Annotated in this window: 9 protein-coding genes; 4 read left to right on the top strand and 5 right to left on the bottom strand. The window is 75.6% G+C overall.

Annotated elements, in window-relative coordinates; translation table 11 throughout:
* Positions 1 to 34 precede the first annotated feature (34 nt).
* Positions 35 to 2,062 (top strand): S9 family peptidase, encoded by a 2,028-nt coding sequence (locus ACFVXN_RS04010; RefSeq protein ID WP_389227590.1) that lies wholly within the window; start codon positions 35 to 37, stop codon positions 2,060 to 2,062.
* A gap of 116 nt (positions 2,063 to 2,178) precedes the next feature.
* Here ACFVXN_RS04010 and ACFVXN_RS04015 read toward each other — a convergent pair whose 3' ends face one another.
* The 4 genes from ACFVXN_RS04015 to ACFVXN_RS04030 all read right to left on the bottom strand — a co-directional run bounded on the left by ACFVXN_RS04015 (position 2,179) and on the right by ACFVXN_RS04030 (position 8,590).
* Positions 2,179 to 3,888 carry an AMP-binding protein gene (locus ACFVXN_RS04015; protein WP_389227593.1) on the bottom strand — a complete coding sequence of 570 codons (1,710 nt, stop codon included), beginning with the start codon at positions 3,886 to 3,888 and terminating at the stop codon, positions 2,179 to 2,181.
* A gap of 121 nt (positions 3,889 to 4,009) precedes the next feature.
* Positions 4,010 to 5,059, bottom strand: coding sequence for an aldo/keto reductase (locus ACFVXN_RS04020; RefSeq protein ID WP_389227596.1), 1,050 nt, complete (start codon positions 5,057 to 5,059; stop codon positions 4,010 to 4,012).
* Between the two features lie 34 nt (positions 5,060 to 5,093).
* Positions 5,094 to 6,290 (bottom strand): phosphoglycerate dehydrogenase, encoded by a 1,197-nt coding sequence (serA, locus tag ACFVXN_RS04025; protein ID WP_389227599.1) that lies wholly within the window; start codon positions 6,288 to 6,290, stop codon positions 5,094 to 5,096.
* Positions 6,291 to 6,352: 62 nt separating this feature from the next.
* Positions 6,353 to 8,590, bottom strand: coding sequence for a HelD family protein (locus tag ACFVXN_RS04030; protein ID WP_389227602.1), 2,238 nt, complete (start codon positions 8,588 to 8,590; stop codon positions 6,353 to 6,355).
* Positions 8,591 to 8,823: 233 nt separating this feature from the next.
* Between ACFVXN_RS04030 and ACFVXN_RS04035 the strand changes: the two genes are divergently transcribed.
* The 3 genes from ACFVXN_RS04035 to ACFVXN_RS04045 all read left to right on the top strand — a co-directional run bounded on the left by ACFVXN_RS04035 (position 8,824) and on the right by ACFVXN_RS04045 (position 11,685).
* Entirely contained in the window at positions 8,824 to 9,759 is a 936-nt protein-coding gene (locus ACFVXN_RS04035; RefSeq protein WP_389227604.1) for a proteasome assembly chaperone family protein, read from the top strand.
* A gap of 97 nt (positions 9,760 to 9,856) precedes the next feature.
* Complete coding sequence (locus ACFVXN_RS04040; RefSeq protein WP_389227607.1) at positions 9,857 to 11,167, top strand: nitrate/nitrite transporter; 1,311 nt, start codon at positions 9,857 to 9,859, stop codon at positions 11,165 to 11,167.
* Between the two features lie 314 nt (positions 11,168 to 11,481).
* Complete coding sequence (locus ACFVXN_RS04045) at positions 11,482 to 11,685, top strand: cold-shock protein (protein ID WP_389227610.1); 204 nt, start codon at positions 11,482 to 11,484, stop codon at positions 11,683 to 11,685.
* A gap of 85 nt (positions 11,686 to 11,770) precedes the next feature.
* Here ACFVXN_RS04045 and ACFVXN_RS04050 read toward each other — a convergent pair whose 3' ends face one another.
* Entirely contained in the window at positions 11,771 to 12,613 is an 843-nt protein-coding gene (locus ACFVXN_RS04050; RefSeq protein WP_389227612.1) for a spermidine synthase, read from the bottom strand.
* Positions 12,614 to 12,801 lie beyond the last annotated feature (188 nt).

The raw sequence follows: 12,801 nt of genomic DNA on the forward strand, positions 1-12,801 counted from the left end.
CCCGCGGGCGCGCGCGTCGTACTACGGTCGATGGGTGATCCCCGCTGACCTGTCGCTCCTGCACGCACCCGGCACCCCCGCGCTGGCGCCCGACGGCTCGTTCGTCGTCGTGGCCCGCACCGCGCCCGACCTCGAGTCCGACGAGTACACCGGCCAGCTCTGGCGGGTGCCCACCGACGGCTCCACGCCGCCCGTCCGGCTGACCCGCGGGCACCGGGACACCGACCCGCGTCTGTCGCCCGACGGCCGGTGGGTCGCGTTCCTGCGTGCCGAGCCGAAGGGCCGGCCCCAGCTCCACCTCGTCGAGTCTGCGGGCGGCGAGCCCGTGCGGCTCACCGACGCCCCGCTCGGGGCCGGCCCGGCGCGCTGGTCGCCCGACGGCTCCGCCCTCGCGTTCCTGGCCCGGGTCCCGGAGGAGGGACGGTACGGCGACGACGCGTCCGCCGAGCGCCCCCGCCACATCACGGAGCTGCCCTACCGGGGCGACGGCGTCGGGTTCACGCGGGACAAGCGCCGCCGGCTGTTCGTCGTGGACGTCCCGGCCGACCCGGCCGCGCGCTCGGTCGTGCCCGAGGGCGAGGGCGCCACGCCGATCGCGCGCGAGGTGACCGCGGGCGACGTCGACGTCGAGCAGATCGCCTGGCTCCCGGGAGGCCGGTACGTCCTGGCGGTCGCCGCCCGGCACGCCGCGCGCGACAGCGACCTGCGGGCCGACGCCGCGGTCGTGGACACCGCGCCCGGCGCGAACCACGCCCTGCGTCCGCTGACCGACGCCGACGCGGGCAGCACGCTCGCCGTCGCCGCGGCGCTGCCCACGCGTGACGGGTCCGCCGTCTGGCTGCTCGCCCAGGACATGGGGGAGTCGGGCCGCGACTTCGTCGCCCGGCAGACGGGGCTCTACCGCCTCGCGCTCCGCACCGGGTCGGCGGGTCCCGAGGCCGCTGCGGCACCGGAGCGGCTGACGGACGCGGAGGCGGTCGACCTCGACCCGGGGACGTTCGCCGTCACCGCCGACGGCGTGCTCGTCGGCGTGCAGGAGCGCGGGACCGTCGTGCTCCGCGAGGTCGCGACCGACGGCACCGTCCACGACCTGGTGACCGGTGCGGTCGTCGCGCACGGCGTCGACGCCGCGACCGGCGCCCCGCTGGCTGCCGCGACCGTCGCGGGTCCCACGACCGCCGGCGACGTGCACGTCGTCGACCTCGGCACCGGCGCGACGCGCGTGCTCACCGACTGGTCGGCGCCGCTGCGCGCGACCGGGCGGGTCCGCGAGCCCCGCGAGGTCACGGCGACCGCCCCCGACGGCTACCCGGTGCACGGCTGGGTGGTGACGCCCGACCCGGAGCGGTACCCGGACCCGCACCCGACGCTGCTGATGATCCACGGCGGCCCGTACGCGCAGTACACGGTGGCCCTGTTCGACGAGGTGCAGACGCTCGCCGAGGCCGGCTACGCCGTGGTCTACGGCAACCCGCGCGGCTCCGCCGGCTACGGGTCGGCGCACGGGTCGGCCATCCGGCACGCCTTCGGCACCGTGGACACGGACGACGTGCTCGCGCTGCTCGACGCCGCGCTGGAGGACCCGGCGCTCGACGACGAGCGGGTGGGCGTCCTCGGCGGCTCGTACGGCGGCTACCTGACGGCGTGGCTGACCACCCGGACCGACCGGTTCCGCGGGGCGGTCGTGGAGCGGGGCTTCCTCGACCCGGTGAGCTTCGTCGGGTCGAGCGACATCGGCTGGTTCTTCGGGCTCGAGTACCTGGGGGACGGCGACGACGAGGCGTCCCGGGCGGCCGTCGCCGCGCAGTCGCCGATGGCGCACGTCGCCCGCGTCACCACGCCGACGCTGGTGATCCACTCGGAGCAGGACTGGCGGTGCCCGGTCGAGCAGGGCCAGCGCTGGTTCGTCGAGCTCAAGCGCCGTGGTGTCCCCGCGGAGCTGCTGCTGTTCCCGGGTGAGGGCCACGAGCTCACCCGCTCGGGCCGCCCGCAGCACCGGCTCGTGCGCTTCGAGCACGTCCTGTCCTGGTGGGACCGCATCCTCCCGGTCACCGCGTCCTGACCCACCGCGAGGGCGCAGCCGGCACCGCGAGGGCGCAACGGACGCCACGAGGGCGCAACCCCTGGGTTGCGCCCTCGTGGTGTCGCGTACGCCCTCGCGGCCCGGAGTCTGCCGGGTCAGGAGGGGCGGATCAGGCGGCGGGCCGCCGCCATGAGGTCGTCGCGGACGACCCGGCGCAGGACCTTGCCGATCTGGGAGCGGGGGAGCTCCTTGAGGATGACGATCTCGCGCGGGACGGCGTAGCGGGCGAGCCGCTCGCTGCACCACTCGCGCATCGCGGCGATGTCGACGTGCGCGCCGATCTCGGTGACGATCGCCGCGACGACCTTCTCCCCGAGGTCGCCGCCGGGCAGGCCGACGACCGCGACGTCCCGGACGCCCGGCATGTCCCGGAGCTTGTCCTCGACCTGCGACGGGTAGACCTTGAACCCGCCGGTGACGATCATCTCCTTGATCCGGTCCACCAGGACGACGAACCCGGTCTCGTCGACGCGGACGACGTCGCCGGTGCGCAGCCAGCCGTCCTCGAGCAGCTGCTCGGCGGTCTCCTCGGGCCGGCCCCAGTAGCCCGCGAACACCTGCGGACCGCGGATCAGGAGCTCGCCCTGCTCGCCGGGGGCGACCTCGCGGGTCGGGTCCTCCTGGTCGACCACGCGGATGTCGGTGCTCGGGAACGGCAGCCCGAGCGCGCCGGGGCGCCGGTCCGCGGACAGCGGGCTGCCCAGCGCGACGGGCGAGGTCTCGGTCATGCCGTAGCCCTCGATGACGAGGCCGCCGGTGAGGGTCTCCCAGCGCTGCGCGGTCGCGGGGGACAGCGACATCGCGCCGGAGATCGCGTACCGGAACGAGCTGAGGTCGGCGTGCTTGGCCTCGGCGGCGGCGGCGAGCCGGTCGAGCATCGGCGGGACCGCGGGCAGGAAGGTGCCGGGGCGCCGGCGCTGCGCGGCGAGGACCGCGGCCGGGTCGAACTTCGGGAACGCGACGAGCGTCGCGCCGACCCGGGTCGCGTAGGTCAGGCACAGGGTGAGGCCGAACGCGTGGAAGAACGGCAGCACGCCGTAGATCGTCTCGGTGCCGGGCTCGGCCTGGGTCCACGCCTGGCCCTGCACCGCGTTCGCCACGAGGTTCCGGTGCGTGAGCACGGCGGCCTTCGGCGTGCCGGTGGTGCCGCCGGTGTACTGCAGCAGCGCGACGTCGGAGCTCACCGGCTGCGGGTGGTCGGCGGGCAGCGGGGCGGCGTCGGCCACCAGGCGGTGCCAGACGGGCGTGCCGGCGGGCAGCGGCGAGCGCAGGGCGGCGCGGGTGGCCCGGGCGGACCGCACCGGCAGCCGCAGCGCGAGGCGCTTGACGGCCGGCAGGTCGGCGGACACGTCGACCGCGACGACGGTGCGCACGTCGGTCGTGGCCTGCGACTCGAGCGCGGCGGCGACGGCCTTCTCCCAGACGAGGGCGACCGTCGAGCCGGAGTCCGCGAGCTGGTGGCCGAGCTCGGCGGCGGTGTACGTCGGGTTGTGCTCGACGACGACCGCACCGAGCCGCAGCGCGGCGTAGAACGCCACCATGTGCGAGGTGCAGTTCGGCAGGGCGATGGCGACACGGTCGCCGGCGCGGACCCCGAGGTCGCGCAGCACGGTCGCCCCGCGGGACACGGCGTCGGCCAGCTCGGCGTACGTCGTGGCGGCGCCGAGGAAGTCGACGGCGACCCGGTCCGGCCAGGACGCGGCGGCGCGGTCGAGGGCGGCGGTCAGCGGCTCGTCGGGCACGTCGGCCTCGGCGGGGACGCCGGGGGCGTACGACGCGTGCCAGGGACGAGAGAAGTCGGTCACGGTGTCACCGTAACCTACGGATGCGTAGGTTACGTGTGCGTAGCACGCGTCGGGCGGGGAGGCACGGCAGTCGCCACGGCACGCCGCGCGGGGAGGTGCGCCACGCGGGTCCGGCGCGACCTCACAGGTCGGAGGACCGCGACCCCCACAAGTTGATCCCGCCGTCGACGGCGTGCCGGTCGATCTCCGCGAGCTCCGCGTCGGTCAGCGGGGCGGCCCGGACCGCCGCGAGGTTCTCCTCGAGCTGCGCGGCGGTCCGCGCGCCGAGCGCCACCGACGTCACCCGCGGGTCGCGCAGCACCCAGGAGATCGCGAGCTGAGCGAGCGTCTGCCCGCGCCCGTCGGCGACCTCGGCGAGCGCCCGCACCCGCGCGAGGTTCTCCTCGCTCAGGTACTCCGGCCGCAGCGGACCTCCCTGCGCGGCCCGCGAGTCCGCGGGGACGCCGTCGAGGTACTTGCGGGTCAGCAGCCCCTGGGCGAGCGGCGAGAACGCGACCACGCCCATCCCGGCCTCGCCGGCGACGTCGAGCAGGCTGCGGCCGCCCGCGTCGGCGTCCGGCTGCTCCACCCAGCGGTTCAGCATCGAGTACGAGGGCTGGTGCAGGGTCAGCGGCAGGCCCATCGACGCGGCGACGGCCAGCGCCTCGCGCGTCCGGGACGCCGAGTACGACGAGATGCCCGCGTACCGCGCACGCCCGGACTCGACGGCGGTCCGCAGCGCGCCGATCGTCTCCTCCAGCGGCGTGCTCGGGTCGAACCGGTGGCTGTAGAACACGTCGACGTGGTCGACGCCGAGCCGGCGCAGCGACTGGTCGAGCGACGCGAGCAGGTACTTGCGCGACCCGAACTCGCCGTAGGGGCCGGGCCACTGCCGGTAGCCGGCCTTCGTCGCGATCAGGAGCTCGTCGCGGTAGGGCGCCAGGTCGGTGGCCAGCAGCCGGCCGACGCTCTCCTCGGCCGCACCCGGGGGCGGGCCGTAGTTGTTCGCGAGGTCCAGGTGCACGACGCCGAGGTCGACGGCGCGCAGCACGAGGGCGCGCTGGTCGGCGAACGGCGTGGCGTCGCCGAAGTTCTGCCACAGGCCCAGCGTGGCCGCGGGCAGGTCCAGCCCGGAGCGGCCCGCGCGGCGCAGGGGGAGTCGGTCGTGGCGGTCGGGGTCGGCGAGGTGCACGACCCCGACCGTACCGGCCGGACGACCGCAGGGGTCAGGACACCACGCGCAGGCGGATCGTCTCCGGGCGGGCGCGCAGCGCCTCGACGACCTCGCGCTCGACGGCGACGGCGTCGGTCACCACGTAGCCGACCTCGCCGCGGGTCGCGAGCAGCTGGCCCTCGATGTTCGCGCCGTGCTCGGCGAGCGTGGCGTTGACCGCGGCGAGCACGCCGGGGACGTTGCGGTGCAGGTACGCGAGCCGGTGCACGCCCTCGCGGCGCTCGAGCGTGAGGTTCGGCAGGTTGACGCTGAGCATCGTGGTGCCGGTGGCGAGGTAGTCGCGCAGCTTGTTCGACACGAACTGCCCGATGGCCTCCTGCGCCTCCTCCGTCGACCCGCCGGTGTGGGGCGTGAGGATGACGTTCGGCAGCCCGCGTAGCTCGGAGTCGAACGGGTCGCCCTTGCGCTTGGGCTCGACGGGGAACACGTCCACCGCGGCGCCGGCCACGTGGCCCGCGAGCACCGCGTCGCGCAGGGCCGCGTAGTCCACGACGAACCCGCGGGACAGGTTGAGGAAGATCGCGCCCTCGCGCATCCGGGCGAACTGCTTGGCGCCGAACAGGCCGGCGTTGCCGCTGCGGCCGTCGACGTGCAGCGTCACGATGTCCGCGACGTCGAGCAGCTCGTCCAGGGTCTCCGCACGGCGCGCGTTGCCGAGCGCCAGCTTCTCGGCGGTGTCGTAGAACACCACGGACATGCCGAGGTTCTCCGCGAGCACCGACAGCTGGGTGCCGATGTTGCCGTACCCGACGATGCCGAGCGTGCGACCGCGGACCTCGTGGGCGCCGTCGGCGGACTTGTTCCACACGCCGTCGTGCATCGACCGGTCGAGCACGGTGAGCCGGCGGGTCAGTGCGATGATGTCGGCCAGCGCGATCTCCACCACCGAGCGGGTGTTCGAGAACGGCGCGTTGAACACCGCGACGCCCCGGGACGCCGCCGCGTGCAGGTCCACCTGGTTGGTGCCGATGCAGTACGCGCCGATCGCGACCAGGTCGGTGGCGGCGTCGAGCACCGCCTCGGTGACCTGGGTCTTGGAGCGGATGCCCAGCAGGTGCACCCCCTGGAGGGCCTCGGCGAGCTCGGACTCGTCGAGCGCGCCGGAGCGCGTGACGACCTCGTAGCCGGCCGCCTCCAGGATGGAGCGGGCCTGAGGATGCAGGTTCTCGAGCAGCAGGGCGCGTAGCACGCCCCTATGGTGCGCCGGAACCGCCCGGGCTCCAAGCCGGTCCCGGTCCTCGGACACCCGGGTCAGGCGTCGCCGTCCCAGCCGGCGGGCAGGGGCCGGGCGTGCACGACGTGCAGCGCCTGCGTCGGCCGGGTCATCGCGACGTACAGGTCGCCGGCGCCGCCCTTGAGGACGTCCGCGGGCTCGACCAGGACCACCGCGTCGAACTCCAGGCCCTTGCTCTGCGTCGGCGTCATGAGCGTCAGCGGGGCGTCGAGGTCCGGCAGGCCGGTCCGGGTCGACCCGGCGCCCGGCAGCACCGCGGCCAGCGTCGGGAGCAGCTCCGGCGGGGCGATGACCGCCACCCGGCCCGCGCCGCTCGCGTCCCGGACCGCCGCGAGGGCCTCGGCCGCGTGCCGGGCCGTGGCCGCGGGGGCGTCCGCGGCGTCCACGTGCTCGGTGCGCAGGGCGTCCTCGACGTCGCGGGCGGACGTGGTCGGCGTCAGGGGCAGGCCCGCGGCGCGCCCGACCCGCTCCGCGGTCCGTGCGACGGACGCGGGCGTCCGGTAGTTGACCGTCAGCTCCGCGAGCCGCCAGCCGCCCTGCAGGAACCGGTCGAACGTCGTCGCCCAGCGCCGGGTCCCCGCCGTCGTCGACGTCTGCGCGACGTCGCCCACCACGGTCAGCGACCGCGTCGGCACGCGGCGCAGCACCATCCGCCACGCCATCGGCGACAGCTCCTGGGCCTCGTCGACCACCACGTGCCCGTAGGTCCAGGTCCGGTCGGCCGCGGCGCGCTCCGCCGTGGTCAGCGCGGGCCCGGTCGAGGCGAACCGGTCGGCCAGCAGCTCGGCGGACACCAGCCCGCCGCCCGACTGCTCGAGCACCTGGCGGGCGTAGTCGACCTCGGCGGTGCGCTGCGCGGCGTCCTGCTTCGCCTGCGCGCGCGCGGCCTGGTCGTCCTCGCCCAGCAGCTCCGCGGCCTCGTCCAGCAGCGGCACGTCGGCCTCGGTCCACGGCGCGTCCGCGGCCCGCAGCAGCGCGGCGCGCTCGTGCGCCGAGAGCTCCGGCGCCGCGGCGTCCAGGCGGGCGGGCCGCGACAGCAGGCCCGAGATCAGGCCCTGCGGGGTCAGCGGCATCCACGCGAGGTTGAGCGCGATCCGGATCTCGCGGGTGGTCCGCAGCTCCTCGATGATCTCGCCGCGCTCGTCGGGCGCGACCGACCAGCCGAGCTGGTCGACGTACTGCTGCGCGAGCCGGCCGAGCATGTCCCGGACGAACGTGACGCGGGCCTGGTTGTGCGGGCGGTGGCCGCGGCGGGCGTGCGCGATCGCGGACCGCACGTCGTTCGGGCGCACGACGATCGTGTGCCCGTCGATCTTCACGGTCGTCGGCTGCTCCGGGGCGCGCTGCCGCTGCCGCACGGCGCGCTCGACGATCCGCTTCCACACCGTGCGGCCCTTGATCTCCGCGACCGCGTCGGGCTCGGTGCCCGTCGCGACCAGGCCCGGGAACAGCTCGCCGACCGTGGTCGACACGACGCCTGTCTCACCCAGGGAGGGCAGCACCTGGTCGATGTACCGCAGGAACGTGCGGCTCGGCCCGAGCAGCAGGACGCCCGAGCGCTCCAGCACGCGCCGGTGGTTGTACAGGAGGTAGGCGGCGCGGTGCAGCGCGACGGCCGTCTTGCCGGTGCCCGGACCGCCCTGGACCACGAGGGCCCCGGCGAGGTCCGCGCGGATGATCGCGTCCTGCTCCGCCTGGATGGTCGCGACGATGTCACCCATCCGGCCGGTGCGCCGGGCCGCCAGCGCCGCGAGCAGCGCACCCTCGCCGGACAGGGCGCCCAGCCGGTCGGCGGCCTCGGGGTCGGCGAGCACGTCGAGGTCGAGCACCTCGTCCTCGAGCCCGGTGACGCGACGGCCCCGGGTCACCAGGTGCCGGCGCTGCACGACGCCGTCGGGGTGGGCCGCGGTCGCCCGGTAGAACGCCTGCGCCGCGGGTGCGCGCCAGTCGGTGAGGATCGACGCGTGCTCGTCGTCGTTCAGGCCGATGCGGCCGATGTAGCGACGGCCCTCGTCCAGCAGGTCCAGCCGGCCGAACGCCAGCCGGTCCTCGACGGCCTCGAGCCGGGCCAGGCGGTCCTCGTACAGCGTCGCGAACGCGTCGCGCTCCGACCGGTTCTGCGGCGAGCCCGACGGCCCGACCCGGCGGACCTCCGCCAGACGCTCCCGGGTCCCCGCCCGCAGCTCGTCGAGCCGGGCGTACAGCCGGTCCACGACCTCCTGCTCGGCCGCCAGCTGAGCCTCGATCCCCGTCACGCGTGCTCCCCGTCGGTCGTCCCCGCGGCGCCCCGCGCCGCACCAGCCCGCGCGTCGACCAGGTGGTCACCCGGCGCGAGCGGCCAACCATCATCCCCCATCCGCGGGGCGTCGTGCCACGCCCCGTCGGCCACCGGGACCCGGGGCCGGGAACACCGGGGCGACGGGAGGTGTTCTTGCTGGCGGAACGCCGTCCGGCACGGGCGGCGAGCACGTCGTCACGAGGAGGACCCATGCTCGATCCGAGCGAGATCTACGACGTCGACCCGGCGGTCGCCGCCGAGGTCGAGGCACGGACCGCGGGTGGCAGCGGGCCGGTGCTGGTGCACGCGGTGCGCGGGTTCGTCGACGCCGGCGGAGCCGGGCGCCTGGCGAGCGAGCACCTGACCGAGCAGCTCGGCGGCGAGCGGCTCGCGACGTTCGACGTCGACCAGCTGCTCGACTACCGGTCCCGGCGCCCGACCGTGACCTTCGAGTCCGACCACTGGGGCGAGTACGACGAGCCGGTCCTCGCGATCGACCTCGTGCGCGACACCGCCGGGGTGCCGTTCCTGCTGCTGCACGGCGTCGAGCCCGACGTCCAGTGGGAGCGGTTCGCGGCCGCGGTGCGCCAGATCGTCGAGCGGTTCGACGTGCCGCTGACGGTCGGCATGCACGGCATCCCCATGGGCATCCCGCACACCCGCCCGCTGTCGGTGACCGCCCACGCCAACCGGCCCGAGCTGGTGGCGGACTACACGTCCTGGTTCGGCAGCGTGCAGGTCCCCGCGGACGCCGGGTCGCTGCTGGAGATCCGGCTCGGCCAGTCCGGGCACGACGCGATGGGCTTCGCCGTCCACGTCCCGCACTACCTCGCGCAGTCGCCGTACCCGCAGGCCAGCATCACCGGCCTGGAGCACGTGCAGCGCGCCGCGGGCCTCGAGCTCGACCTCGGGGCGCTCACCGCCGCCGCGGAGGAGACGCTCCTCGAGGTGACCCGGCAGGTCGACGACTCGCCCGAGGTCGCGACCGTCGTGCAGGCCCTCGAGCAGCAGTACGACGCGTTCAGCCGGAACATCGGGCGCCCGAGCCTGCTCGCCGAGACCGCGGACATCCCGACGGCCGACGAGCTGGGCGAGGAGTTCGAGCGGTTCCTCGCCGAGCAGCGCGGGGACGCCGGCGGGGCCTGACCCCCGCACGCCGTCCGTCGACGGGGCGGCGCCGGGTCGTGGGTAGGTGCCCCCACCCGGCGCCGCCCCGTCGTGCGGCACGGCAGAATGTCTGCACGTGACCACCGACCGCCGCGCCCTGCTCGTCTGGGGCGTCGGCGTCGCCGCCTACGTCGTCGCGATCCTCAACCGGTCGTCGTTCGGCGTCGCGACCCTCGAGGTCTCCGCGCTGTTCGGGGTGTCGTCCGCGGCGCTCGCGGCCGTCGCCGTCGCCCAGCTCGTCGTCTACGCGCTCCTCCAGGTGCCCGTCGGGGTGCTGCTGGACCGGTACGGCCCGCGCGTGCTGATCGCCACCGGCGCCGCCGTGATGGCGCTCGGGCAGCTCGTGCTCGCGCTCGCCCCGTCCGCGGTCTGGGTGCTGGCGGGCAGGGTGCTGGTCGGCGCCGGCGACGCCCTGACGTTCGTCTCCGCGGTGCGCCTCGTCCCCGCGTGGTTCGCCGCCCGCCGGGTCCCCGTGATGACCCAGCTCACCGGCAGCATCGGGCAGGTCGGCCAGGTGCTGTCCGCCGTCCCCGTGGTGGCGCTGCTGCACGCCGAGGGGTGGCGCACCACGTTCCTGTGCGTCGCGGCGCTCGGCGTGCTCGCCGCGGTGCTCGTGCTCGCGGTGGTCCGCGACTCCCCGGAGGCCGTCGCGCGGACCCGGGCCGACCGCGACGAGGCGGTCGCGCGTGGGGGCGGCCTGCTGCGTCGGCGGTGGCGCCCTGCGCCCGCCCGGGCCGCCCGCGAGCCCGGGGCGCTGCGCGCGGTCCTGCGCGACCCGGGCGCGCGCCTCGGGTTCTGGATGCACTTCTCCGGGCAGTTCTCGAACCACGTCGTCGTGCTGCTGTGGGGCTACGCGTTCCTCGTCGAGGGGCAGGGCCGCACCGCGGGGGAGGCGAGCGCGCTCCTCACGCTGAACGTCGTCGCGGCCGTGGTCTCCGGCCCGCTCATCGGCCTGGTCGTCGGCCGGCACCCGCGCGCGCGGATGCCGCTGGCGCTGGGCACCTCGGTGGCCATCGCGCTGGGCTGGCTCGCGGTCGCGGTGCCGCGGGACCCCGTGCCGCTCGCGGTGCTGGCCGCGTTCATCGTGGTGATCGGCGTCGGCGGGCCCACCTCCCTGATCGCGTTCGACGTCGCCCGGTCCTGCACGCCGCCCGCGCGGCTCGGCACCGCCACCGGGTTCGTCAACACGGGCGGCTTCGTGGGGGCGCTGGTGACGATGCTCGTGCTGGGCGTGGTGCTCGACCGGGTCGCCGGCGACGGGGTGCGGGACCTCGACGCGTTCCGGACCGCGTTCGCGTGGGTCGCGGTGCCCTGGGTGCTCGGCGTCGCGGGGATGCTGCTCGGCCGGCGCAGCGCCCGACGCGCCCACCCGGGGCTCGCGGTCTGACCGCCGCGCGGGGCCTCCCGACCGGTCGGTCGGTGTGGTCGTCCTGTGATCGCGCCGTGACCGGATCGTTGTCAACGGTGCCGAGGGAGCCCGGCAGAACCGTGGCGTCGGGATGACCTGCGTGAGAGTATCGACCCGTTGCAGTGACGTACTGACGCTTGACCGGCGCCGGTCGGGCAGCCCTCGCGGGCGGCTCGCCGACACCTTCCAGCCATCCGGCTGGTGCACCCGGTGCAGGACGCGGGATAGGCATTGCGGCACGGTACGGGGCACGAGGTCCCGTTCCGTCACCGGATGGACAGAAGGACAAGAACATGGCACAGGGTGCTGTCAAGTGGTTCAACGCCGAGAAGGGCTTCGGCTTCATCGCTCAGGACGGCGGCGGCGCTGACGTCTTCGTGCACTACTCCGCGATCGACTCCTCGGGCTACCGCAGCCTCGACGAGGGCCAGCGCGTGGAGTTCGAGATCACGCAGGGCCCGAAGGGCCCGCAGGCCGAGCAGGTCCGCCCGCTCTGATCTCAGGAGCCTCCCGCTCGCGCGGGTGAGTCTCGCGACGAGGCCGTACCCCCACGGGGGTGCGGCCTCGTCCGCGTCCCGGGCCCTACGGCTCCGGGCGCTCCGGGTCGCCGGGCCCGAGCTCTGGCTCGCCGGACCCGAGCTCCGGTGCGACGTCCCGGATCGGAGCCGCGCGGCCCACGAACGCCGCGAGCTCCCCGTCGCCCACCAGCCGGGCCGGCACCGGCAGGGACCGCAGGTCACGGGCCAGCCCCGCGTCGCCCAGCAGGTCGGGGTCGTCGGTCCCGACCACGACGATGTTCCCGTAGCGGCGGCCCTTGAGGAGCGCCGGCTCGGCGATCACCGCGACGTGCCGGAACACCGCGGCCGCCGTCGCCGCCTCGGCCCGGGCGAGCGCCAGCGGCGGCCGGTCGGCGCAGTTCGCGAGGTAGACCCCGCCCGGGCGCAGCACGCGGGCCGCGTCCCGCACGAACTCCTCCGTCGTGAGGTGCGGCGGCGTGCGGTCCCCGGCGAACACGTCGCGGACGACCGCGTCGGTGCTCGCGTCGGGCAGCGTCGCCAGCTCGGCGCGCGCCTCGCCGGCCCGCAGGCGCAGCGCGGGGGAGCGCGGCAGGTCGAACCAGGTCCGCACCAGCCGGACCAGCTCCCCGTCGAGGTCGACGGCCACCTGCCGCGCGCCGGGGAACCGCGCGTGCGCCCACCGGGCCATCGCGCAGCCCGCGGCACCGAGGTGCACCAGGCGCACCGGACCGTCACCGGCGGGCAGGTGGTCCAGCACGGCCGCCATCTGCTGCATGTACTCGAAGTCGAGCCGCTCCGGGTCGGCGAGGTCGAGGTGGGAGCTCGGCACGCCGTTCACGAGCAGGGTGACGGCGTCGGGGTCGTCGGGGGACCGCTGCACCTCGGCGGTGCCGGTCGCGATCGGCACGGGCCCGTCGGGCCACCGGTCGGCGGGCGGACCGCCGCGGGAGCCGCGTGTCGGTGGTCGGTGCGAGGCTGCACCGGGTCGGGCCGAGCGGTCGGACTTCTTCGATCCGGAACGGTCGCGGGACGCCACCCCTGCACGGTACGGGTTGACGCGTTCGAACAGGTGTTCGATACTGAGTGAGTCGAGAG

Origin of the sequence: Cellulomonas sp. NPDC058312, from assembly GCF_042880135.1 — a bacterium.
Classification (GTDB): Bacteria; Actinomycetota; Actinomycetes; order Actinomycetales; family Cellulomonadaceae; genus Cellulomonas.